The sequence below is a fragment of the Thalassovita aquimarina genome, from assembly GCF_018219815.1.
Taxonomy (GTDB): Bacteria; Pseudomonadota; Alphaproteobacteria; order Rhodobacterales; family Rhodobacteraceae; genus Thalassobius; species Thalassobius aquimarinus.
Window position 1 is genome coordinate 151,006 of sequence record NZ_JADMKU010000003.1, and the last position, 24,668, is coordinate 175,673.

The 24,668-nt window shown below is 61.7% G+C and carries 18 protein-coding genes and 1 pseudogene; 6 read left to right on the forward strand and 13 right to left on the reverse strand.

All coding sequences use genetic code 11. The features are described from left to right. Nucleotides 1–14 precede the first annotated feature (14 nt). Together IT775_RS04930 and infB are read left to right on the forward strand one after the other, a co-directional pair. Nucleotides 15–647 (forward strand): RNA-binding protein, encoded by a 633-nt coding sequence (locus IT775_RS04930; RefSeq protein WP_212699979.1) that lies wholly within the window; start codon nucleotides 15–17, stop codon nucleotides 645–647. Next, the gene (gene infB, locus IT775_RS04935) at nucleotides 644–3,142 is read left to right on the forward strand and encodes a translation initiation factor IF-2 (RefSeq protein ID WP_212699980.1); all 2,499 of its coding nucleotides are present in this window, start codon (nucleotides 644–646) and stop codon (nucleotides 3,140–3,142) included. The genes IT775_RS04930 and infB overlap by 4 nt, the downstream gene beginning before the upstream one ends. Nucleotides 3,143–3,510: 368 nt before the next feature. Here the strand turns inward: infB and mutT are convergent, their stop codons facing one another. The 3 genes from mutT to IT775_RS04950 are packed head-to-tail and all read right to left on the reverse strand — an operon-like array spanning nucleotide 3,511 to nucleotide 6,019. Next, nucleotides 3,511–3,909 carry an 8-oxo-dGTP diphosphatase MutT gene (mutT, locus tag IT775_RS04940; RefSeq protein ID WP_212699981.1) on the reverse strand — a complete coding sequence of 133 codons (399 nt, stop codon included), beginning with the start codon at nucleotides 3,907–3,909 and terminating at the stop codon, nucleotides 3,511–3,513. A 10-nt stretch (nucleotides 3,910–3,919) separates the two neighbouring features. Next, the gene (argJ, locus tag IT775_RS04945; protein ID WP_212699982.1) at nucleotides 3,920–5,164 is read right to left on the reverse strand and encodes a bifunctional glutamate N-acetyltransferase/amino-acid acetyltransferase ArgJ; all 1,245 of its coding nucleotides are present in this window, start codon (nucleotides 5,162–5,164) and stop codon (nucleotides 3,920–3,922) included. Between the two features lie 3 nt (nucleotides 5,165–5,167). Continuing rightward, on the reverse strand, nucleotides 5,168–6,019 hold the full coding sequence (locus IT775_RS04950) for a peptidylprolyl isomerase (protein WP_212699983.1): 852 nt from the start codon (nucleotides 6,017–6,019) through the stop codon (nucleotides 5,168–5,170). 177 nt (nucleotides 6,020–6,196) lie between these two features. On the opposite strand from IT775_RS04950, the gene secA reads away from it, so the two are divergent. The 3 genes from secA to IT775_RS04965 all read left to right on the forward strand — a co-directional run bounded on the left by secA (nucleotide 6,197) and on the right by IT775_RS04965 (nucleotide 11,633). Further along, entirely contained in the window at nucleotides 6,197–8,896 is a 2,700-nt protein-coding gene (gene secA / locus IT775_RS04955; protein ID WP_212699984.1) for a preprotein translocase subunit SecA, read from the forward strand. 113 nt (nucleotides 8,897–9,009) lie between these two features. After that, a complete protein-coding gene (locus tag IT775_RS04960) occupies nucleotides 9,010–10,050 on the forward strand; it encodes a hypothetical protein (protein ID WP_212699985.1) in 1,041 nt (346 codons plus the stop codon). A gap of 23 nt (nucleotides 10,051–10,073) precedes the next feature. Then, nucleotides 10,074–11,633 (forward strand): phosphate ABC transporter substrate-binding/OmpA family protein, encoded by a 1,560-nt coding sequence (locus tag IT775_RS04965; protein WP_212699986.1) that lies wholly within the window; start codon nucleotides 10,074–10,076, stop codon nucleotides 11,631–11,633. Nucleotides 11,634–11,647: 14 nt separating this feature from the next. Here the strand turns inward: IT775_RS04965 and radC are convergent, their stop codons facing one another. From radC to dnaK, 3 genes are all read right to left on the reverse strand, one after another. Further along, nucleotides 11,648–12,409: a RadC family protein gene (gene radC, locus IT775_RS04970; RefSeq protein WP_212699987.1), complete on the reverse strand. Its 762-nt coding sequence runs from the start codon at nucleotides 12,407–12,409 to the stop codon at nucleotides 11,648–11,650. A 188-nt stretch (nucleotides 12,410–12,597) separates the two neighbouring features. Then, the gene (gene dnaJ / locus IT775_RS04975) at nucleotides 12,598–13,749 is read right to left on the reverse strand and encodes a molecular chaperone DnaJ (RefSeq protein ID WP_212699988.1); all 1,152 of its coding nucleotides are present in this window, start codon (nucleotides 13,747–13,749) and stop codon (nucleotides 12,598–12,600) included. A gap of 73 nt (nucleotides 13,750–13,822) precedes the next feature. Next, the gene (gene dnaK, locus IT775_RS04980) at nucleotides 13,823–15,748 is read right to left on the reverse strand and encodes a molecular chaperone DnaK (protein ID WP_212699989.1); all 1,926 of its coding nucleotides are present in this window, start codon (nucleotides 15,746–15,748) and stop codon (nucleotides 13,823–13,825) included. 226 nt (nucleotides 15,749–15,974) lie between these two features. Here dnaK and IT775_RS04985 point away from each other — a divergent pair. Further along, nucleotides 15,975–16,581 (forward strand): annotated as a pseudogene (locus IT775_RS04985) (alpha-ketoglutarate-dependent dioxygenase AlkB family protein). Nucleotides 16,582–16,702: 121 nt separating this feature from the next. Here IT775_RS04985 and IT775_RS04990 read toward each other — a convergent pair. The 7 genes from IT775_RS04990 to IT775_RS05020 form a co-directional block, all read right to left on the reverse strand. Next, nucleotides 16,703–17,671, reverse strand: a complete 969-nt coding sequence (locus IT775_RS04990; protein WP_212699990.1) for a LysR family transcriptional regulator — start codon at nucleotides 17,669–17,671, stop codon at nucleotides 16,703–16,705. A gap of 37 nt (nucleotides 17,672–17,708) precedes the next feature. Next, nucleotides 17,709–18,740, reverse strand: coding sequence for an ABC transporter ATP-binding protein (locus tag IT775_RS04995; RefSeq protein ID WP_212699991.1), 1,032 nt, complete (start codon nucleotides 18,738–18,740; stop codon nucleotides 17,709–17,711). Continuing rightward, a complete protein-coding gene (locus tag IT775_RS05000; RefSeq protein WP_212699992.1) occupies nucleotides 18,737–19,729 on the reverse strand; it encodes an ABC transporter ATP-binding protein in 993 nt (330 codons plus the stop codon). The genes IT775_RS04995 and IT775_RS05000 overlap by 4 nt, the downstream gene beginning before the upstream one ends. 5 nt (nucleotides 19,730–19,734) lie before the next feature. Then, entirely contained in the window at nucleotides 19,735–20,679 is a 945-nt protein-coding gene (locus IT775_RS05005) for an ABC transporter permease (RefSeq protein ID WP_212699993.1), read from the reverse strand. Continuing rightward, entirely contained in the window at nucleotides 20,676–21,656 is a 981-nt protein-coding gene (locus IT775_RS05010) for an ABC transporter permease (RefSeq protein ID WP_212699994.1), read from the reverse strand. Before IT775_RS05010 ends, IT775_RS05005 begins: the two co-directional genes overlap by 4 nt. Nucleotides 21,657–21,799: 143 nt before the next feature. Then, complete coding sequence (locus IT775_RS05015; RefSeq protein WP_212699995.1) at nucleotides 21,800–23,356, reverse strand: ABC transporter substrate-binding protein; 1,557 nt, start codon at nucleotides 23,354–23,356, stop codon at nucleotides 21,800–21,802. A gap of 300 nt (nucleotides 23,357–23,656) precedes the next feature. After that, nucleotides 23,657–24,577, reverse strand: coding sequence for a LysR family transcriptional regulator (locus tag IT775_RS05020; RefSeq protein WP_246525340.1), 921 nt, complete (start codon nucleotides 24,575–24,577; stop codon nucleotides 23,657–23,659). Nucleotides 24,578–24,668: the final 91 nt, after the last annotated feature.

Consider the following 24,668-nt stretch of genomic DNA (forward strand, 5'->3'; position numbering starts at 1 on the left):
CGGAAATCGGCCGCATGACACGCGGGGGACGCAATAAGGACCGGGAAAACGGTCCCGAGCGCAAGTGTATCGCCACTGGTGCGGTTCAGCCCAAATCCGGGCTGATCCGCTTCGTGGTCGGCCCTGACGGTCGGCTGGTGCCCGACCTGATGGAAAAACTGCCGGGTCGTGGGATATGGGTTTCCGCGGATCGCGCGGCGATCGACAAGGCGGCAAAGAAGGGACTGTTTTCCCGTGCTGCCAAACAGCAGGTGACGGTGCCCGACGATCTGTCGGATCTGGTCGAACGGGCGCTGGTGCGCCGGCTGGTCGATCTGGTCAGCCTGGCCCGCAAGGGCGGCGAGGCGGTGTCGGGGTTCGAGAAGGTGAAGGACTGGCTGATCAAGGATCAGGCCGAGGTGCTGATCCAGGCCTGCGACGGATCGGGCCGGGGCAAGTCGAAACTGCGTACGCCGGAAGGCGGATCGTTCATAGGCTGGATGACCGCGGATGAGCTGGGTCAGGCCTTTGGGCGACAAACTGTAATACATGTGGCCCTTGGCGCTGGCGGTTTGACCCAGCGTGTAGTAGAGGAAGCCGCAAGACTTAAGGGTATGCGACCCGGGGCGGCGACGATGACCGCCGGAAAGGATGAAGAAGCCAGATGAGCGACAACGACGGTAAAAAGACTTTGGGTGTACGTGGCGGGCCCCGTTCGGGCAACGTGAAGCAGAGCTTCAGCCACGGGCGGACCAAGAACGTCGTGGTGGAAACCAAGCGCAAGCGCGTCGTGGTTCCCAAACCCGGCGCTGCCAAGACGGGCACCGGCAAGGCCGGCAAGTCCATTGGCGATCCGTCCAAGCGCCCCGCCGGGATTTCCGATGCGGAAATGGAACGCCGCCTGAAGGCGTTGCAGGCGGCCAAGGCGCGCGAAGCGGAAGAAGCTGCGCAGCGCGAGGCCGATGAAAAGGCGCGCGAGGAAGAACGTCAGCGCCGCCGCGAGGAAGCCGAAGCCAAGGAGCGCGAAGAACGCGAGCGCGAAGAGGCGCTGAAGGCCAAGGCCGAGGAAGAGGCGCGCAAGAAGAAAGAGGCGGAAGACGCCGCCAAGCGCGCCGCCGCGGCCGCCGCCGCGCCACAGGCCACCGAACAGAAGGCCCCGGCACGGGCGCAGAAACCGGCACCGTCCGGTGGTGCCGCCGCGCCCGGCCGCAAGAAAGAACGCGAAGAGGATCGCAGCCGCAGCAAGGGCCGCGACGATGGTCGCCGCTCGGGCAAGCTGACGGTCAATCAGGCGCTTTCGGGTCGTGAAGGCGGACGGACGAAATCGCTGGCAGCGATGAAGCGGAAACAGGAACGTGCCCGGCAGAAGGCAATGGGCCAGCCGGTTGAGCGCGAAAAGGTTGTCCGCGACGTTCGGGTGCCCGAAACGATCGTGGTGTCGGAACTGGCCAACCGGATGGCGGAACGCGTCGCCGACGTGGTCAAGTCGCTGATGAAGATGGGGATGATGGTCACTCAGAACCAACCCATTGACGCCGATACCGCCGAACTGATCGTCGAGGAATTCGGCCACCGCATCCAGCGGGTGTCGGATGCCGACGTCGAAGACGTGATCCAGCAGATCGAAGAAGATGAAGCCGATCTGAAGCCGCGTCCGCCGGTCATCACCATCATGGGCCACGTCGACCACGGCAAGACCTCGCTGCTGGACGCGATCCGCAACGCCAAGGTTGTGTCCGGCGAAGCCGGCGGCATCACCCAGCATATCGGCGCCTACCAGGTGAAAACCGATAGCGGGTCGATTCTGACCTTCCTCGACACGCCGGGCCACGCGGCCTTTACCTCGATGCGGTCGCGCGGTGCGCAGGTCACCGATATCGTGGTTCTGGTCGTCGCCGCAGACGATTCTGTCATGCCGCAGACGATCGAGGCGATTAACCACGCCAAGGCCGCCGAAGTGCCGATGATCGTGGCGATCAACAAATGCGACAAACCGGCCGCCGACCCCAACAAGGTGCGCGCCGAACTGTTGCAGCACGAAGTGATCGTCGAAGAGATGTCGGGCGACGTGCAGGACGTGGAAGTGTCCGCCAAGACCGGTCAGGGCCTCGACGAACTGCTGGAATCGATCGCGCTGCAGGCGGAAATCCTTGAACTGAAGGCCAATCCCGACCGCGCCGCCGAAGGCGCAGTGATCGAGGCGCAGCTGGATGTGGGCCGTGGTCCCGTCGCGACGGTTCTGGTCCAGAAGGGCACCCTGAAGCAGGGCGACATCTTCGTCGTCGGAGAACAATGGGGCCGGGTCCGGGCGCTGGTCGACGACAAGGGCGAGCGGATCGAAGAAGCCGGTCCGTCGGTTCCGGTCGAGGTTCTGGGCCTGAACGGCACGCCGGAAGCGGGCGACGTTCTGAACGTGGTGGATACCGAAGCCCAGGCACGCGAGATCGCGGAATACCGCGAAAGCGCCGCCAAGGAAAAACGTGCCGCCGCCGGCGCCGCTGCGACGCTGGAACAGCTGATGCAGAAGGCCAAGGAAGACGAAAACGTCAAGGAACTGCCCATCCTGGTGAAAGCCGATGTGCAGGGGTCGGCCGAAGCCATCGTTCAGGCGATGGAAAAGATCGGCAACGAGGAAGTCCGCGTGCGGGTCCTGCATTACGGCGTCGGTGCGATCACCGAAACCGATGTCGGCCTTGCCGAAGCCTCGGGTGCCCCGATCATGGGCTTCAACGTACGGGCCAACGCATCGGCACGGAACTCGGCCAACCAGAAGGGCGTGGAAATCCGCTACTATTCGGTCATCTATGACCTTGTGGACGATGTTAAAGCCGCCGCTTCGGGCCTGCTGTCCGCGGAAGTCCGCGAACATTTCATCGGCTATGCCGAGATCCGCGAAGTGTTCAAGGTGACGGGCGTCGGCAAGGTCGCCGGTTGTCTGGTCACCGAAGGCGTTGCCCGCCGTTCCGCCGGTGTGCGCCTGCTGCGCGACGACGTGGTGATCCACGAAGGCACGCTGAAGACGCTGAAGCGCTTCAAGGACGAGGTCAAGGAAGTCCAGTCCGGCCAGGAATGCGGCATGGCGTTCGAAAACTATGATGATATCCGCCCCGGCGACGTCATCGAGATCTTCGAGCGCGAGGAAGTCGAGCGTCGGCTCGACTGATCTGCGGCCCATCATAGGCAATAAGAAAGGGGAGAGCGAAAGCTCTCCCCTTTTTCTGTTCCGGTATCATGTGCGTCAGGCGGCTTTGTTCGGCACCGGTTTCCCTGCGAATTCGCGATCGCCGACCCGGACGAGGATTTTCCCATCCGGAAGTTTCCGCACAAACGTCCCCTGAACGGAAATATAGTTCCCGATCACGATTGTACGCAGCATTGCTCGAGTCTCCCCAAGAGATTGGTTTGTTGAGATATTCAAAAGGTACAGGGTTTTGCCACAAATCCTATAAAAAAGTATGTGATTATCGAGTGACCTATATCAATTGGGAGCCTTGATCCCCGTTTCATCTGTCCGGGCGCGTCGGTTCCGGGTCAGAGCCAATCGCGCAGAATGGGGATCAGCGGAATGTCGGCGGGCGGCATCGGGTAATCGCGCAGATCCCTTGCATGCACCCATTTCAGCGTCTGGCCTTCCTTCGGCTGCGGAATGCCCTGCCATTTGCGGCAGGCAAAGAGCGGCATTAACAGGTGGAAATCGTCATAGCTGTGGCTGGCAAAGGTCAGTGGCGCGAGGCAGCTGGCCCAGGTGTCGATGCCCAGTTCTTCCTGCAATTCGCGTATCAGCGCGTGTTCGGGGGTTTCGCCCGGTTCGACCTTTCCGCCGGGAAATTCCCACAGCCCGGCCATGGATTTGCCTTCCGGCCGCTGTGCAAGAAGCACGCGGCCGTCGGTATCGATCAGCGCAACGGCAGAGACCAGAACGGTTTTCATCGCGCCCGCCTCAGGACCGGTAATCGGCGTTGATCGAGATGTAGCCGTGGGTCAGGTCGCAGGACCAAACCGTGGCCGTGCCATTGTCGAGGCCGAGATCGACTCGAATGACAATCTCGTCCCTCTTCATGTACGCGGCGCCGGCTTCCTCGGTGTAGGACGGGGCGACCCAGCCATTTTCAGCCACGAGAATATCGCCGAACCAGATGGTTAGCCGGTCACGCTCGGCACGCTCTCCCGCCTTGCCGACGGCCATGACGATACGACCCCAGTTCGGATCTTCGCCGGCCACGGCGGTTTTCACCAGCGGCGAATTGGCGATGGCCATGGCAACACGATGCGCGGGGCCATTGGCATTTGCGCCGGTGACCTGCACCTCGATCAGCTTGGTCGCGCCTTCGCCGTCGCGGGCGATCTGGATCGCGAGATCCTTCATCACCGCATGCAGCGCATCTCGGAAGACCCGTACGCGCGGATCGGCGAAATCGGTGATCGGCTCCATATCGGCCTTGCCGGTGGCGGCAACCAGAACCGTGTCCGAGGTCGATGTATCCCCATCCACCGTCACGCAGTTGAAGGTCGAGGCATTGTCGAGCCAGAGGCATTGCTGCAGCACCTCGCGTGAAATCGCGGTGTCGGTGAAGATATAGCAGAGCATGGTCGCCATATCGGGGGCGATCATGCCGGAGCCCTTGGCAAAGCCCGCGATCTTGACTTCGACCCCGTCGAGCGTGGCGGTTTCGGTGGCGCCTTTCGGGAAGGTGTCGGTGGTCATGATCGCGCGGGCTGCATCGGCCATATTGCCCGCGTCCTGGTTTTCGACCAGTTCTGCCACCTTGGCGGTGATCCGGTCATGCGGCAGCCGTTCGCCGATCACTCCGGTGGAGCTGGTGAAGACACGCTCGGCCGGCAGGCCCGTGGCCTCGGCCACCGCGGCGCAGATCGCCGCGACCGATCCTTCACCGGCGCTGCCGGTGAAGGCATTGGAGTTGCCGGAATTGACGATGATCGCCGCCCCCGCATCGCTGTCGCTGCCGATCTTGTCCTGGCAATCCAGCACATTGGCCGACCGGGTGGACGAACGCGTGAACACGCCGGTCATGGTGGTGCCGGGCGCCAGCAGCGCCAGCATCACGTCGGTGCGACCTTTGTATTTCACCCCGGCCTGGGCGGTGGCGAAGGTGACGCCTTCGATCACCGGCAGATCGGGGAAGCTTTCCGGCGCAAGCGGCGAAACGGGGATGTTTCCGGCCATCGATCAGTCCTCGAAAATCGTGCTATCGTTCAGGATGGCGGGATCAAGTGCATCGGCGGCGGCGCGGTCGATTTCGGCCTTTCCGGTCAGATCCTCCAGCAGGGCGCTGATGGTTTTTTCCTGCAACGTGTTGACCAGTTCACCGCGCACTTCCTCCAGTGCCGGGGCTGGCTGCATGCGAGTTTCGTTCAGCTTGATCACGTGCCAGCCGAACTGGGTCTGAACCGGATCGGAAACCTGCCCCGGTTCCATTGCGACCACTGCGTCTTCGAACGGCTTGACCATCATGCCCGGCCCGAACCAGCCCAGATCACCGCCATTGGGACCCGAGGGGCCGGTGGAGTTGGCCTTGGCCAGTTCGGCGAAATCGCCGCCGCCGCGGGCTTCTTCGGACAGTTTCTTCGCCTCTTCCTCGGTTTCAACGAGGATATGCGCCGCCTTGTATTCCGGGGTCGGTTCGGCGTTGGCAAAGCTGGCATCGTATTCGGCCTGCAGCGCTTCGTCGGTGATCGCGTTTTCCAGCGCCGCCTCGATGGCGAGGTTGGCCAGCGCGCTACGACGCTGGTTTTCCAGCGTGTACTGCGTTGCCAGCGGCATGCTGCCCTGAAGCGTCTGTTCGAGCAGGGTTTGCTGGATCACCTGATCGAGGAGGCCGGGATAGAGCACTTCCACGGGAAACTGCTGGTATTGCGCCGGCAGCGACTGACGGGTCTGCAGCAGGTGGCCCAGGGTGATTTCGGTCCCGTTCACCGTCGCGATGACGGTGTCCGCCTTCGGTGCGTCTTCGGCCATCGCGGGCAGCGCGAGTCCGACGGAAAGGGCCGCGGCTGACAGGAAAGTGAGGCGTTTTGACATGAGCTGGGTCCTTTGAAGGCGCGCTTCGGGCGCGTGACGTTGACACTGCACCAGCCGCCCCTTACATCGCCATAAGGCATTTGGACCGCTGGACTTCGCGCCTGTTTTATTCGGTGCGCTCGGGGGCGGCAAGCAAATGCCACGCACGATATCGTCAACGACCAGATCGGATAGAACATGCTGGGTTTCGGAACTCTCGCCAAAAAGGTCTTCGGCACACCAAACGACCGCAAGATCAAGGCGACGCGTCCATTGGTGGAACAGATCAACGCGCTGGAACCGGAATTCGAAAAACTGTCTGACGAAGGTCTGATCGAAAAGACGGAAGAACTGAAAAAGCGGGTGGCCGAGGGCGAAAGCCTTGATGCGATCCTGCCCGAGGCCTTTGCCAACTGCCGCGAAGCCGCCAAGCGGGCCCTGGGCCTGCGCGCCTTCGATACCCAGCTGATGGGCGGGATTTTCCTGCATCAGGGCAACATTTCCGAAATGAAGACGGGCGAGGGCAAGACGCTGGTCGCGACCTTCCCGGCCTATCTGAACGCGCTGACCGGGCGCGGCGTTCAGATCGTCACCGTCAACGATTACCTGGCCAAGCGTGACGCCGAATGGATGAGCAACGTCTACGGCGCATTGGGGCTGTCCACCGGGGTGGTTTACCCGCAGCAGCCCGAGGACGAAAAGAAGGCGGCTTACGCCTGCGACGTCACCTATGCCACCAACAACGAACTGGGTTTCGATTACCTGCGCGACAACATGAAGTCGGAACTCACCGACATGAACCAGCGCGATCACTATTTCGCCATCGTCGACGAGGTCGATTCGATCCTGATCGACGAAGCGCGAACGCCGCTGATCATTTCCGGCCCGGCGCAGGACCGGTCGGATCTTTATATCGCCATCGACAAGCTGATCCCGGAATTGTCCGACGACCACTTTTCGCTGGACGAAAAGACCCGCAACGTCACCTACACCGACGAAGGCAACGAATTTCTCGAAGCGACGCTGCAAAAGGCCGGCCTGCTGCCCGAGGGGCAGAGCCTTTATGACCCGGAAAGCACGACGCTGGTGCACCACGTGAACCAGGGCCTGCGGGCTCATAAGCTGTTCACCCGGGACAAGGATTACATCGTCCGCGACGGCAACGTGGTCCTGATCGACGAATTCACCGGCCGGATGATGGCAGGCCGCCGCCTGTCGGACGGGCTGCACCAGGCGATCGAGGCCAAGGAAGGCTGCCCGATCCAGGCCGAGAACGTGACGCTGGCGCAGGTGACCTTCCAGAACTATTTCCGGCTTTACGACAAGCTGGCCGGCATGACCGGTACCGCTGTGACTGAGGCCGAGGAATTCATGGAAATCTACGGCCTGGGCGTGGTCGAAGTGCCGACCAACCGCCCGATCGCCCGGATTGACGAGGACGATCAGGTCTATCGCACGGCAAAGGAAAAATTCGATGCCGTCGTGCGCACCATCAAGGAAGCGCATGAAAAGCAGCAGCCGGTTCTGGTCGGCACCACCTCGATCGAGAAATCGGAATTCCTCAGCCAGCTTCTGACCGAGGCGGGGATCAAGCATAACGTGCTGAACGCGCGCCAGCACGAGCAAGAGGCGCAGATCGTCGCCGATGCCGGCAAACTGGGCGCGGTGACCATCGCCACCAACATGGCCGGGCGCGGCACCGACATCAAGCTGGGCGGCAATGTCGAATTCAAGATCATGGAAGCCATCGAAGGCAATGCCGAGGGCGACCATCAGGCGATCCGCGAACGGATCGAAAAGGAACACGAAGCCGATGAACAGGCGGTGAAAGATGCCGGGGGCCTGTTCGTTCTGGCCACCGAACGGCACGAAAGCCGCCGCATCGACAACCAGCTGCGCGGCCGCTCGGGCCGTCAGGGCGACCCGGGGCGGTCGTCGTTCTTCCTCAGCCTCGAAGACGATCTGATGCGCATCTTCGGGTCCGAACGGCTCGACAAGGTGTTGTCGTCGCTGGGCATGAAGGAAGGCGAAGCGATCATTCACCCCTGGGTGAACAAGTCGCTGGAACGGGCGCAGGCCAAGGTCGAGGGGCGCAACTTCGACATCCGCAAGCAGCTGCTGAAATTCGACGACGTGATGAACGAGCAGCGCAAGGTGATCTTCAGCCAGCGGCTTGAGATCATGGAAGCCTCGGACCTGTCCGAGATCACCAAGGACATGCGCGACCAAGTAATCGACGATCTGGTCGACACGTTCATCCCGCCGAAATCCTATGCCGACCAGTGGAACACCGAAGGGCTTTACGCCGCAGTGATCGAGAAGCTGAACATGGACCTGCCGGTCATCACATGGGCCGGGGAAGAAGGCGTCGACGGCGACGTGATCGCCGAACGGCTGGAAGAAGCGGCCGACAAGATGATGGCCGAGAAGGCCGAAGCCTTCGGCGCCGACACCATGCGCCAGATCGAAAAGCAGGTGCTGCTGCAGACCATCGACGAGAAATGGCGCGAACATTTGCTGACGCTGGAACATCTGCGCTCGGTGGTGGGTTTCCGCGGCTACGCGCAACGCGATCCGCTGAACGAATACAAGACCGAAAGCTTCCAGCTGTTCGAATCCATGCTCGACGGTCTGCGGGAGGACGTGACCCTGAAACTGGGTCAGATCCGGCCGATGACCGAGGAAGAACAGCAGCAGATGATCCAGCAGATGGCGGCGCAGCAGGCCGCGATGCAGCCGCCCGCCGACCAGCCCGAACCTGACGAGGAAGCGTCGGGGGAAGCCCGCGAAGGGTTCGACGAAAACGATCCGTCGACCTGGGGCAATCCGGGCCGGAACGAGGCCTGCCCCTGCGGATCGGGCAAGAAATTCAAGCATTGTCACGGCCGTCTTGCCTGATCTGCGCTTGATCCGGAACGGGCGCGGGTCAGAAAGACTCCGCGCCCCTGCCATATGGATGCCCTTTTTCGAGTGTTTGATTAAAACTAATCAGACCCGTTCTGGAGGCAGCAATGGCAATTCCGAATCGTATCTTGATGGGCGCCGCATCCGTCTCTGCCGCTTTGGCGATCGGATTCGTGATGCAATACGGGCCGCAACCGCAGTACCAGCCCGCCGAGGTCGCCGTTTCGGTCCTGCCACAGGCTGAAGCGCCAAAACCGGAGCAGGAGCCTGCGCGCGTTGCTTCCGCCACCGCTGCAACGGACCGCATCGATCTGGACGCGATCGCCCTGACGGTCGCTGCTCCGATCGAGGAAGCGGCGCCAGCGATCCTGCCGGATCAGGAAGGCACGGTCGTCTATGCGGCGGCCACGCCGCAGCTCGATATTTCCCCGGTCGAGGAAACCCCGGTACTGGATCAGCCAGCGGCCTCCTGCGATCCGGACATGACCGCCCGGTCTATGCCCGCGGCCATGGTCGAACTGTCGGTCGAAGCGCCCTGCCTGCCGCAGCAGCGCGTCACCATCCATCATAACGGAATGATGTTTTCCGCGATGACCGATGCCGACGGAAAGCTGACCGTGCAGGTGCCCGCGCTGGCGCAATCGTCTGTTTTCATCGCCGATTTCGGCAATGACATGGGCGCGGTGGCCCATAGCGTCGTGCCCGATCTGGCCGGTTTCGATCGCGCGGTTCTGCAATGGCAGGGCGATGCGGGGCTGCATCTGCACGCGATGGAGTTCGGCGCGGGTTTCGGGCAGGACGGACATGTCTGGGCGGAACAGCCCGGAACGGTCGAACTGGCGCTTGCGGGGCAGGGTGGGTTTTTCACCCGTCTGGGTGACGCCGATCTGCAAGACGGCCACCACGCCGAAATTTACACTTTCCCTTCCGGGCAGGCGGCGCGCGTGGGCGACATCGCGCTCAGCGCCGATGTCGAGGTGACAAACGGCAATTGCCAGAAGGACCTGAATGCCGAGGCACTGCAGCTCAGCCGGGGTGGCGCATTGGCGGCGCGCGAACTTGTGCTTTCCATGCCGCAATGCGACACGGTGGGTGATTTTCTGGTGTTGAAAAACCTTCTGCAAGACCTGAAAATCGCCGCGAACTGAAAACGACGATCCGGGGTGGGTGCATGGCAATGCGATGTGCGGCGGTTCTCGCCGCACTTTTTCTTTTGGTAACGGCGCCGCTGGCCCGGGCGCAGGATGTCACCCTGATGTCGCGCGACGGGTCGGTTGAAATTTCCGGCACGTTGCTGGGATTTGACGGCGAATTCTACCGTGTCCACACCATCTATGGCGAATTGACCGTGGACGGGTCCGGCGTCAGTTGCGACGGCCCGGGCTGTCCCAACCTGACCGATTACGTCGCCGAGCTGACGATTTCCGGCGCCGGTTCGATGGGACGGGTGTTACTGCCGGCGCTGATCGAGGTTTTCGCGCAGAAATCCGGCCACGAGGTGACCCGGACCGGCATGGATGACGACCGTACCCAGTTCACCCTGACCGAGGCGGAGGGTGGCAAGGTCGCAGGCCGGTTCACCATCCGGCTGACCAACAGCGACGAAGGATTTGCCGATCTTCTGGCCGACGAGGCCGATATCGTCATGTCGCTGCGCGAGGTCCGCCCGGCCGAGGCGAAGCTGGCGCAGGAGGCGGGACTGGGCGACATGACCGGCCGCGGGCGCAGCAGGGTTCTGGCGCTCGATGCGCTGGTGCCGATCGTGGCGCCGGGCAACCCGCTGCGCCTGATCGGCACGCCGGACCTGGCCCGCGTGGTGGCGGGCGAAATCGACAACTGGGCCGAACTGGGCGGCCCCGACGCGCCGATCACCGTGCATATGCGCGACAGCCGATCCGGCATCTGGCAGGCGGTCGAGGACCGGTTGCTGGCCCCGGTCGGCAAGTCCCTGGCCGCGACGGCCATACGGCATGACAGCGACCCTGAACTGGCGCGGGCGGTGGAACGCGACCCGTTCGGGATCGGTCTGGCCAGCGTGACAGAGATCGGTAATGCCCAGCAACTGGCGCTGAGCGGTGAGTGCGGGTTCGCCCTTGCCGCCAGCCGCAAGACGATCAAGACCGAGGATTACCCGCTGACGGCACCGATGTTCCTGTACCTGCCGGCACGGCGGCTGCCGAAGCTGGCGCGCGATTTCCTGACTTTCACCCGTTCGACGGCGGCGCAGACCGTGATCCGCCGCGCCGGGTTCACCGATCAGCAGCCCGAGGAGATCGATATCGACAGCCAGGGCAACCGTTTCGCCAACGCGATCGCCCGGGCCGGAAACGAAGTCGGGCTTACCGAGCTGCAGCGGCTGGTGTCGGTTCTGTCGGGCCGCAAGCGGCTGACCACATCGTTCCGGTTCGAAGCGGGGGCGGCGCGGCTTGACGCGCAATCGCGTTCGAACGTCGAGCAACTGGCCCACGCGCTGGAGGCCGGAGCTTATGACGGCCGTGCATTGCTGTTCGTGGGATTCAGCGATGGCGATGGGCCGGCGCAGACCAACAAGGCGATCGCGCTGCGCCGCGCCAAGGTGGTTCTGGCGGCGCTGAAGCAGGCGGCGGAAACGGCGAATTTCGATCGGCTGGAGATGCAGGTGGAAGGGTTTGGCGAAGCCCTGCCGATGGCCTGCGACGACAGCGCGTGGGGCCGCCGCGTCAACCGCCGCGTCGAGGTCTGGCTGCGCTGAGCGCGTACCCGGCCTCACAGCAACCCTTCAGACCGGAAGCTGAGTTCGCGTGATTTGCCGATGATCAGGTGATCGTGCAGCGTCAGGCCAAGCGCCGACGCCGCCGATTCCACCTGCTGCGTCATGGCGATATCGGATTGCGACGGGGTGGGATCGCCCGAGGGGTGATTATGTACCAGGATCAGCGCGCTGGCATTCAGCTCCAACGCCCGTTTCACCACTTCGCGGGGATAGACCGGAACGTGATCGACGGTGCCCCGCGCCTGTTCCTCGTCCGCGATCAGGACGTTTTTCCGGTCAAGGTAGAGCACCCGGAACTGTTCGGTGTCGCGATGCGCCATGGCGGTGTGGCAGTAATCCACCAACGCGTCCCAGCTGCTGACCACATGGCGTCGCAGCACCCGCGCGCGGGCCAGCCGGTGCGCCGCGGCCTCGACGATTTTCAGCTCGGTGATGACGGCGGGGCCGACGCCTTCGACCTCGCACAGTCGCGGGATCGGGGCCGACAGCACCCGGTTGAAATCGCCGAACCGGTCGAGTAGCCGCCGGGCCAGCGGTTTCACGTCCTGGCGCGGAATGGCGCGGAACAGCACCAGTTCCAGCATCTCGTAATCGGGCATCGCACCCGCACCACCCTGCAGGAAGCGGGCGCGCAAGCGTTTGCGGTGATCCTTGATATAGGAAGGCAGCTTGCCGGCGGCGACCGGACGCTGAGGCGCTTCGTCCGCTGCGAAGAGCGGCAGGGTCTTTTCGGCGAAGGCGCGGCGCTTGGGCATGCCGCGAAGGGTGCCCGAGATTGGTTATCGAAGGGTTAAATGGGACAGGGAGGGGCGCTGCCCCTCTCCGTTGAAAATCCGCCGGATCTTCAACGCATTCACCCCGGGATATTTTCGAAAAGCAGAAGGAATGTGAAAAAGGGGAGCACGGCGGCCCCCCTTTTTCGGATTTCTGCGATGTGGCGGGTTCAGCCCTTCATCGAATCCCAGAAGTTTTTCACCGAGGAGAAGAAGCTGGAGCTTTCGGGGTTGTTGTTTTCCGAAAGCGCTTCGAATTCCTTCAGCAGTTCCTTCTGCTTACCGGTCAGGTTGACCGGGGTTTCCACCGCCAGTTCGATGAACATGTCGCCCTCGTGGCCGCCGCGCAGGGCCGGCATGCCCTTGCCGCGCAGGCGCATCTGGCGGCCCGACTGCGACCCGGCGGGGATCTTTACCCGCGAGCGGCCGCCATCGATGGTCGGCACCTCGATATCGCCGCCGAGCGCCGCCACGGCCATCGCCACCGGCACCCGGCAGAAGAGGTTAGTGTCCTCGCGTTCGAAGATTTCGTGCTTCTTCACCTCGATGAAGATGTAGAGATCGCCGGAAGGTCCGCCGCGCATGCCTGCTTCGCCTTCGCCGGCAAGCCGGATGCGGGTGCCGGTTTCGACCCCTGCCGGGATGTTCACCGACAGCGACCGGTCCTTGTGGACACGGCCCTGACCGCCGCAGCTTTTACACGGATTCTGAATGATCTGACCCATGCCCGAGCAGGTCGGACATGTGCGTTCAACGGTGAAGAACCCCTGTTGCGCACGCACCTTGCCCATGCCGGAACAGGTCGGGCAGGTCTGCGGTTCGGCGCCGCCTTCGGCCCCCGAGCCGTCGCAGGCGCCACAGGTCACCGAGGTCGGCACCTTGATGGTTTTCTGCAGGCCCGAATAGGCTTCTTCCAGCGTGACACGCAGGTTGTAACGCAGGTCGGCACCGCGTGCCGCGCGACTGCGTCCGCCGCCACCACGCCCGCCCATCATGTCGCCGAACAGGTCGTCGAACACGTCCGAGAAGGCGCTGGCGAAATCGCCCTGACCGCCGCCGTGGAACCCGCCACCGGGACGACCGCCGCCCATACCACCTTCGAAAGCGGCATGGCCGAACCGGTCATAGGCGGCTTTCTTTTCGGGATCCTTCAGGCATTCATAGGCTTCGTTCGCTTCCTTGAACTGGGCCTCGGCGTCGGGATTGTCGGAATTGCGGTCGGGATGCAGTTCCTTGGCCTTCTTGCGGTAGGCCTTCTTGATTTCGTCGGCAGAGGCCCCCTTGGCCACGCCAAGCACGTCGTAAAAATCACGTTTTGCCATTGGGTCTCCCCTCCATGAGGAACGTCAGGGGCCGGTCCGGCAAGGACCGGCCCCGAACTTTCCGGGAAAACGCTTACGAGCGTTTGTCGTCGTCGAGGTCTTCGAAATCGGCGTCGACGATATCGTCGTCGCCGGCTCCGCCAGCCGCCTCATCGACATCCGCAGGGGCCGCTTCGCCTTCTTCCTGGCTGGCCTTGTAGATGGCTTCGCCCAGTTTCATGGCGGCTTCGGTCACGTTCTGGATGCCCGACTTGATCTTGTCGGCGGCGATATCGTCTTTCTCGAGATCGTCCTTCAGGGCCGCGATGGCAAGCTCGATGGCTTCGATGGTGGTGGGATCCACCTTGTCGCCATGTTCTTCCATCGACTTTTCGGTCGAATGGATCAGGCTTTCGGCCTGGTTGCGCGCCTCGACTATTTCCTTGCGTTCCTTGTCCGCTTCGGCGTTGGCCTCGGCATCCTTGACCATCTGTTCGATGTCCTCGTCGGACAGACCGCCCGACGCCTGGATCGTGATGTTCTGTTCCTTGCCGGTGCCCTTGTCCTTGGCCGAAACCGACACGATGCCGTTGGCATCGATGTCGAAGGTCACCTCGATCTGCGGCATGCCGCGCGGTGCCGGCGGGATGTCTTCGAGGTTGAACTGACCCAGCAGCTTGTTGTCGGCCGCCATTTCCCGTTCGCCCTGGAACACGCGGATGGTCACCGCGTTCTGGTTGTCCTCGGCGGTCGAGAAGATCTGGCTCTTCTTGGTCGGGATGGTGGTGTTGCGGTCGATCAGGCGGGTGAAGACGCCGCCCAGGGTTTCGATACCCAGCGACAGCGGGGTCACGTCGAGCAGCACGACGTCTTTCACGTCGCCCTGCAGAACGCCGGCCTGGATCGCGGCGCCCATGGCGACCACTTCATCCGGGTTCACGCCCTTGTGCGGTTCCTTGCCGAAGAACTTGGTGACCTCTTCGATCACTTTCGGCATCCGGGTCATACCACCGACCAGAACGACTTCGTCGATGTCCGACGTGGTCAGACCGGCGTCTTTCAGCGCCGCCTGGCAGGGTTTGATCGAGGATTTGATCAGGTCGCCGACCAGGCTTTCCAGCTTGGCGCGGGTCAGTTTCATCACCATGTGCAGCGGCTGACCACCGTTCGGATCCATCGAGATGAACGGCTGGTTGATTTCGGTCTGCGAGGAGCTCGACAGTTCGATCTTGGCCTTTTCGGCGGCTTCCTTCAGGCGCTGCAGCGCCATCTTGTCCTTGGTCAGGTCGACGCCGTGTTCCTTCTTGAACTCGTCGGCGAGGTAATTGACGATCCGCATGTCGAAGTCTTCACCACCGAGGAAAGTGTCGCCGTTGGTCGACTTCACCTCGAACAGGCCATCGTCGATTTCCAGGATGGTCACGTCGAAGGTACCGCCGCCAAGGTCATAGACCGCGATGGTGTGGGTTTCTTCCTTGTCCAGGCCATAGGCCAGCGCGGCGGCGGTCGGTTCGTTGATGATCCGCAGCACTTCGAGGCCGGCGATCTTGCCGGCGTCCTTGGTGGCCTGACGCTGGGCGTCGTTGAAATAGGCGGGAACCGTGATCACTGCCTGGGACACTTCTTCGCCGAGGTAGGATTCTGCGGTTTCCTTCATCTTGCCGAGGATGAAGGCGGAGATTTGCGAGGGGCTGTATTTTTCGCCCTTGGATTCGACCCAGGCGTCGCCATTGCCGCCATCGACCACGGCGAAGGGCAGGTTTTTCTTGTCTTTGGCCAAATCCGCATCGTCGAACCGGCGGCCGATCAGGCGCTTGACGCCGAAAATGGTGTTGGAGGCGTTGGTGACGGCCTGACGCTTGGCGGCCTGTCCGACCAGACGCTCATCGTCGGTGAAGGCAACGATCGACGGCGTGGTGCGCGCGCCTTCGGAGTTTTCGATCACTTTCGGCTGCGAACCGTCCATGATGGCGACGCAGCTGTTGGTGGTCCCAAGGTCAATACCGATGACTTTCGACATGTTATTCGATCCCTCTATATTTCAAGGCGATGACACGAGGCGGGGACCCGTTTTGGCATCCTGCCCCGATCCGTTTGTGCGATGGCGGTGCACCATCACGCTTCCCGGCGTATATAGGGAGGCGGAAACAGCCCTGCAAGCACTGTGGACGGGTGGAAATCGCAATTCATATGCAAAAAATTGACGACGAGGCGATATCAGGCGTTTTGAGCAACGGAGGGCGATCATGACCGGACCGGTGAAGGTGCGGGGATTCGAAATCCATCCCGGCAAACTGGATGCGCAAGCGCAGCGCGCGCTGGTAGAGGACCTGCGCCGGGTGATCGCCGCCGCGCAGATGTTTTCGCCGCAGACATCCCGGGGCAAACAGATGTCGGTGCGGATGACCTCGGCGGGAAAGTATGGCTGGTACTCGGATCGCAAGGGCTATCGCTACGAACGCCGCCATCCCGGTGGCGGGGCGTGGCCGCCGATCCCGGACAGCGTGCTGGCGCTGTGGCACGAATTGGTCGATCCCGAGCGCGACCCTGATTGCTGCCTGATCAATTACTATGGCGAGGGCGCGCGGATGGGGCTGCATCAGGATTGCGATGAGGCCGACTTTTCCTGGCCGGTCCTTTCGGTATCGCTGGGCGACGATGGGCTTTTCCGCATCGGCAACGAAACCCGCGGTGGCCCGACCGAATCGATCTGGCTGCGTTCGGGCGACGTGGTGGTCATGGGGGGCGAAGCACGGCTGACCTATCACGGCATCGATCGGATCCGGTTTGGATCGTCGCGGCTGCTGCCCAAGGGGGGGGCGGATCAACCTGACCTGCCGGGTGGTGGATTGAATGCAGCCGCTACCAGGTCGTGCGGCCTTTCAGGGGGCGGGTTCCCCTGTCACCGTTTGCCTGAGAGCGCCGGTGCGGGACGCATCAGCGCAAACCTCGGGGATCGATCATGCGCCGGCGCTCAGTTCAAATCATCCGGTTGGGAATGATCGCCATCAGCGCCGGCCGACGTGCCGGATTTTCCCGTCAGGGCCTGCATGTCGCGCCATAGTTTTTTCAGCGTCGGTTTTTGATTGTCGTTGTCGCGATACAGGCGGATTTCCAACTGCTGTGAAAACTTTTCCGAACCGGCGATTTCCAGCAATCCCTTGGACAGTTCGCTCTTGCACAGTTCCCGCGGTAGCCAGCCAAGCCCGAAGCCTTCGAGGATCATCGCCTTCACCGAGATCGCGAGGGCGCTTTGACTGACGACAAGAGTCTTCGGGGCCTTGAGCTGTTGCCGGACGGAATGATCGACAACCGAACGCAAAGCCGAAACGGTCCCATAGGACAAAAGCGGCACCGATTTCTTGTCGCCCTGATCCAGGTGAAACAACGGCCCATCGGCGCCTGATTTCGAAACCGGGATGAAGTCGTCCCTGCCCAGGGTCAGGTATTCGCAATTGGCAACTTCCAAAGGCGACAGAAAATCCATCGCCGGATGCCAATAGGTCAGGATCACATCGCAATACCTCTGCTGAAGCGCCGACACGAACTGGCTTGCCGACCAGCTTGTCGAGTTCAGGTCGATTTCCAGACCGCCTTGTTCGACCAGGGGGGCGATATGTGTCTTGTAATGCGTCAGGTACAGCGATTGCGTGGTTGCGAACCGGATGACGTTTTCACCGGCGGCATCGACGGTTTGGCATCTTTCCAGCGTTTCTTCATAGGTTCGCAGAATCAGCCGGGCCTGCGGCAGGAAGACTTCGCCGGCTGCCGTCAGCGAAAGCGGCAGGGTCTGCCGATTGATCAGTTTCGCCCCGACCTCTTCCTCGAGCGCGCGGATGCGGCGGGAAAACGCGGGTTGGCTGACATTGCGCTCTTCCGCCGCGCGCGAGAAGTTTTTCTGCGCGACAAGAGCTTCAAAATCTCTGAGCCATAGAATTTCCACGGTGCGATTTCCGATCCTCCTAGGTTTCGGCGCTCAGCTAAACATCCAGCCTGTCTTCTTCAACAGCATGGCAGGCAACGATGCTGCCGTCAGGTTGCTTCAGCGGGCGCGGTTTTTCCAACTTGCACCTTTTGTCGGCAAATCCACAGCGGCTTTCAAACGGGCACCCGACCGGAAGATTGATCGGCGTCGGGATTTCGCCCTTGAGCCGGATGTGGTTGGGTTTGTCGTCCTTCAGCTGCGGAACCGCCGAAAGCAGCGCCTTTGTATAGGGATGCTTGGGCGCCTCGAACAGCGTCTTGGTGTCCGACAGTTCACAGACCGATCCCAGGTACAACACCACGACGCGGGTACCGAAGTGCTGCACCACGCTCAGATCGTGGGTGATGAAAAGATAGGTCAGCCCGCGCTCTTCCTTCGCTTCGAGCATCAGGTTGAGAACCTGCGCCTGAATCGAAACGTCCAAAGCCGAAATCGGTTCGTCCGCGATGATGAATTCGGGGTCCACGGTCAGCGCCCGCGCGATCGCGATCCGCTGCCTTTGCCCGCCGGAAAATTCATGCGGGTAGCGCGCGGCCCAGCTCGGATCGACGCCGACCGACTTCATGACCTCCCGCACCTTGTCACGGATTTCCGCGTTGCTGAGGTCCTTGTTGTGGTAGCGCACCGGTTCTTCCAGCGCCTGCTGGATCGTCATGCGCGGGTTGAGAGACGCATAGGGGTTTTGAAAGATCATCTGCATTTTCTTTCGCAACCCGATCAGTTCACGGCGCGAGCGGCCATCGATGCGTTCACCGTCATAGTGGATTTCACCGCCGCTCGGGTCGAGCAGCCCCGCTACCAGCCGCGCAACGGTGGATTTGCCGCAGCCGGATTCGCCCACGACGCACAGCGCCTCGCCCCGTTCCATTTCGAGCGAAACGTTGTTGACCGCGTGGACCTCGCGCTTTTCGCGCACCAGCCGCTTGTCTTTCAGCTTGATGGTTTCAAGAAATCCCTTGTCGAGCTCGAAGCGCTTCTCAAGGTTCTTCAGTTCAAGGATCGCCGGGCTATTGGACATGTCCTTCATGCGCTCTGTTCCTCGGATTGCGTTTCGTGCAGCCGGTTGACCTCGTGGCAGGCGACTTCCGCAGGGCCATATTTCACGATCTCCGGCCGGATTCTGCGACATTTGTCCGTCGCGTACTGGCAGCGCGGGCTGAACGGGCAGCCCTCTGGGATCGTCGTCAGCGACGGCATGCTGCCAGGGATCTGCTTCAGCTTGTGCCCGGGCAGTGTCTGCTGCGGCAATGCATTGATCAGCCCCTGGGTATAGGGATGCTGCGGGTCGTTGATGATTTCGCGGGTGGGGCCGGATTCGATGATGCGCCCGGCATACATAACCAGCGTCCGCTCGGCCATCTGGCTGACAACGCCCAGATCGTGCGTGATCAGGATCAGCCCGACCTTGTTGGATTGGCACAGCTCCAGCAGCAATTCCATGATGTCTGCCTGGATGGTCACGTCCAGCGCCGTGGTGGGTTCGTCCGCAATGATCAGATCGGGATCGAGCAACAGCGCGATCGCGATGATGATCCGCTGCCGCATCCCGCCCGACAGTTCGTGCGGATACTGGCGCAGGCGCTCCTGCGGCGAAGGAATGTAGACCTCGCGCAGTTTGACGATTGCGATTTGCTCCGCTTCGGCCTTCGACAGCTTGCGATGCGCCATCAGTGTTTCGATCATCTGCTGGCCGATGGTCAGGACCGGATTCAGCGTGACCATCGGGTCCTGGAAGATCATCGCGATGCGGTCGCCCCGGATCTTGCGCATCTGGGATTCGGACTTCTGCACGATGTCTTCGCCTTCGAACAGGATCGAGCCGTTGTCGATATAGCCCGGGCGCGACAGCAGGTTCATCAGGGCAAACCCGGTGATCGACTTGCCGGCGCCGGATTCACCGACGATCCCCAGCCGTTCGCCTTCGCCAAGGTCGAAACTGATGTTATCCAACGCCGTGACGTTCTGATCCCGCATGGCGAATTTGACAGTCAAATCGCGGACTGAAAGCATGGACATGCCAATTACCCCTTATAGAGTTTTGGGTTGAGGATATCGCGCATCCAATCCCCGAGCAGGTTGATGACGAGAACCAAAACAACCAGCACGACACCGGGGATGGCGGTGATCCACCAGCTGCCCGAGAAGATGTAGTCGAACCCGGACGAAATCAGCGACCCGAGCGACGGCTGGCTCGGCGGCATGCCCAGCCCGAGGAAAGAGAGCGAGGCCTCGGAAATGATCGCGTTGGCAACCTGAACGGTCGAGATCACGAAGATCGGCGACAGCGAATTCGGCAGGATGTGCCGCACCATGATGCGCAGCGGGCCGAATCCCAGCACCCGGGCGCTGTCGACATATTCCTTTTTCTTCTCGGCCAGAACGGTTGCGCGCACGGTACGGGCATATTGCGGCCACTCGGCGACGCCGATCACGGCGACAAGGAAGTAGATCGCATATTGATTGAACGTCTCGCTGCCGAACATCGCCTGGGTCACGGCGAGAAAGATGATGGCAACCATCAGGGTCGAAAACGATAGCTGAATGTCGGCCATGCGCATCAGCAGGCTGTCGATCCGTCCGCCGACATAGCCGGCGATCAGACCGATCGAAATCCCCAGGAACGCCTGCAAGGCGACGGCGCACAGGCCGATCATCAGAGACAGCCGCGTGCCGTACAGGATCGTCGACCAGAGATCGCGGCCCTGGTCGTCGGTGCCGAAGATGAATTGCGGATCCGAACCGTCAACCCAGACCGGGGGGTATTCCGAATTCATGATGTCGATCTGTGCCGGATCATAAGGATCGAACGGTGCGATCAGCGGCGCAAGCAGCGACATGATCGCGATGACGATGAACACGGCCAGCGATACGATCGCCACGGGGTTGCGGCGGAAGCTGTAACCCATGTTCGAGTTCCAGATCTTCGACCAGCGCGAGATTTCGGTATTGGTGCTCAGAGTGCTCATGCGCCCATCCTCGCAAGATTGACGGTGGGATTAACAAGGCCATAGATCAGGTCGACGATGGTGTTCGTCACCACGAAGATGAAACCCACGACGATCAGGTAGGCAACGATCAGCGGGGTATCGACGCGGTTCACCGCCTCGAGGAACATGAAACCCATGCCGGGCCACTGGAACACCGTTTCCGTCAGGATCGTATAGGCCACCATCGTGCCGATCTGCACGCCGCCCACGGTGATGACCGGCAGCAACGTGTTCTTCAGCGCGTGCACGAAATAGATGCGCCGGGGGCGGATGCCCTTTGCCTTTGCGTATTTGACGTATTCGCTTTGCAGCACTTCCATCATCTCGGCGCGGATCAGCCGCACGAAAAGCGGCAGCATGATCGACGCCAGCGCGATCGAGGGCAGGATGATGTGCATCCAGCCGTCCGCGGTGGCGAAGTTGGTGTCCCAGTACCCGAAGACGTGCACCACCTCGCCGCGGCCGTAGGACGGGAACCAGCCATAACCGACCGAGAAGACGAAGATCATCAGGATGGCGGTCAGGAAGACCGGGATCGAGATGCCCACGATGGACACGCCCATGACGATCTTGCTGAAAATCGTGTTCGGCCGGGTCGCGGTGTAAACGCCCAGCGGCACCGACAGGCCGATGATGATCAGGGTCGCGCCGGCGACCAGTTCAAGCGTTGCCGGCAGTTTCTTCAGGATGACATCGAGCGCCGGTTCCTTGAAGAAGTAGCTGGTCCCCAAGTCGCCCTGCAGGGCATTGCCCAGAAAGCGCAGATACTGTTTCACGAAGCTGTCATTCAGCCCCAGTTCATCACGCAACTGTTGGCGAACCTCGTCGGAAACCGACTGGCCGACAAGTTCACGCAGCGGATCACCGAGATTGTCCTGAATGGCGAAGCCGACCAGCGAGATGACAAACATCACCGCGATGGCCTGAAAGACGCGTTTCACTAGATAGGCGAGCATTTTCAGAACCCTGTTGTTTCTCTTGTTGATAGGCACGGCTGTCCCATGACCAGTAGGAACCGGCATGCCCATCAAGAAAAGAAAAAAAATAGGAAGGTAAAAAACCGGGGCGGGCTGAATTGGCCCGCCCCGGAAGGTCCGTCTTAGTCGACTACGAGGTCACCGAAGTACGGGAAGTTCAGAGCGTTCACGATAGCATCCGCGTGGACACCTTCGCGCGCACCCCAGGCAAGGTTCTGCCAGTGCAGCGGGATGAAGGCGGCTTCGTTATACAGGATGCCTTCCAGCTGCTTCAGCATCTCGGCGCGTTTTGCCGGGTCGGTTTCGCTGTTGGACGCGGCCATCAGCGCATCCGCTTCGGTGCTGCAGTAGTTGCCCGAGTTGTACTGACCGTTGCCGGTCTCTTTGCTCGGGCAGGCGCTCAGGAACTGGTGGAAGTTCGCGCTGTCCTCGGTGTCCGAGTGCCAGCCGATCATCATCATGTCCGCGGCGCGCTCGTCGAACTTGGGCCAGTATTGCGCCTTGGGCATCGCCTGCAGGTCAACCTTGATGTTGATCTTCGACAGCATCGAGGCCACGGCCTGAGCGATCTTGTCGTCGTTCACATAGCGGTTGTTGGGCGCCATCATAGTGATCGAGAAACCGTCCGCGTAACCCGCTTCGGCCATCAGGGCCTTGGCTTTTTCCAGATCGTAGCGCGGAGTCAGGGCCGGATCGTGGCCAAGGTAGCCAGCCGGCGAAGCCTGGGCTGCCACGGTGCCGAAGCCGCGCATGATGCGATCGACGATACCGGCGTTGTTCACCGCATAGTCGATGGCCTGACGCACGCGCTTGTCCTTGAACGCCTCGACCCGTTCCTGGTTCATCTGGAAGGTGATGATCCGGGTGCCGGGCATGGTGATCAGGTTCACGCCTTCAGCATCCTCGATCCGCTTGAGGTCGGTCGGCGGCACCGGTGCGATGAAATCCACGTCCCCGGACAGAAGCGCGGCCACACGGGTCGGGTCTTCCTTGATCGGGGTCAGGACGATCTTGTCGACATTGCCCTTGGACGCCTTGTCCCAGTAACCGTCAAAGCGGTCGAACACCATCTTCACGCCCTGCTCACGCTCGGACACGACGAAGGGACCGGTGCCCGACACGTTGCGCGACGCGAAGCTGTCGCCGTGCTTGACCAGTTCGGACTTGTCTTTGCCGTCTTCAGTGGTGCCGGTGTAGAAGGCGCTGTCCATCGGGAAGATGTAAGTCGCGGTGTGCAGCACCAGCGGATACGGTTCGGAGGTGATCAGGTCGAAGGTGTCTTCGTCGATCACCTTGAGGTCGCTGAACGGGCTGAAGATGCCTTTGAAGTCCGGGCTTTCCTTGAGCCGGTCAAAGGTCCATTCGACGTCCGCCGCGGTCAGTTCGTTGCCGCTGTGGAATTTCACGCCGTCGCGCAGATGGAAACGCGTGGTCGTACTGTCGATCTGTTCCCAGCTTTCGGCCAGCCGAGGTTCGAACTGCAGGTCCTGAGTCCAGCGCACCAGCGGATCAAACACCATATGCGACAGCTGCAGCGTACCACCGGAAAGCTGTTCATGCGGGTCGAGCGAAACAGGGTCGGCGTCATAAGCGACTTTGACCGTGGTTTCCGCGTTGGCGACGCCTGCGAACGCACCTACCAGTGCGACAGCCGCAGCCATACGTAACGGTTTATTCATTCCATTTCCTCCATGTAGGGCCAATATCTTTCCTCAAAGTTTGGTGGCGGGACCCTATTCCAATCCCTCGGAGGTCCACCAATGCCAATTTCATATTGCCCATGCAAAACGAACATGATGGAAAAACACATGTTCTTTCAGTTGCTTGCGCCTGCCTTTGCGCGGGTTTCGCATCTTGCGGCCCGGCAACGCATCCGGGTGCCGGGCATGGGTTCTTGAGATTTGTCGCTGAATGTCACGCCGAGTGAGGCCCGGTTTGCGGCTGAAGGCGCGGTCGCATCTGGCCCCGCGCGAACCGGTTCAGGCCTTCTCTGAAAACGGATCGGTTGGGGTGTTCAACCGCACATGCCGGATGAAGGCGCGCGCGATGCGTGGCAGCGGGCGCTGGTCGGAAACCGCGAAATAGCTGCGATAGATCATCGGCACGTCAAAAGGGCGGAAGGTCATTTCGCTGCCGCGATAATGGACCGCCGGGAACGGGTTGACCACCGACACGCCCAGCCCCTCCTTGGCCAGGTCCATCGCCGCGAAAGTGGTCGAAACCTCGGCGACGATTTCGGGATGCGCCCCCGCTTCGAGCAGGATCTTGTCGAGCTGCGCCCGGCGGGCGTGACGGTGGGTGAGCGCGATCATCCGGTGGCCGTCGAGATCGCTGGGCGAAATGGTTTCAAGGCTGCTCAGCGGGTGATCAGATGCCATCGCGCAGACCACCGAGGATACCCGGTAGGGGATCATGCGCAGCCCCGCGCGCGACATCTCGACCCTGATAATGCCGAGGTCGAAACGATCCTCCACCAGCCCGCGGATCACCTCGTCCGAGGTGTTCACCTCGAGGCTGACAAAGAAATGCGGATTGGCCTTGAGAAAGCCGGTCACCAGCGACACGAGGAAGCGATGTGCCAGCGAGGGCGGCGCGATCAGGCGCAGGGTTTCGCGCACCGCCGTGGGAGGAGCGTCGATCCGGTCCAGAGCCTCGAACAGCGAATCGAGGCGGCGGTTCAGCCGGATCGCTTCGGCGGTGGGGCGCAGCCGGCCGGCTTCGCGCTCGAACAGTATGCGGCCGGTGCGCGCTTCAAGGCTGGCAACCGCACGGCTGACTGCCGATTGCGTCAGTCCCAGCCGCCGCGCCGCCGCGGTGGCGGTGCCGCTTTCCATCATCGCACGCAACGCCTGATACTCCGACAGGCTGTGACCCGCATGGCGCGCCATATCGCCCTTCATTTTCTCTCATGGGTGTATGAGCATTACTCATGCTATTTCCGTTCGTCCATGATGAAAATGTCGCTACGCTGCTGTCTGTCAGTATCCCTGA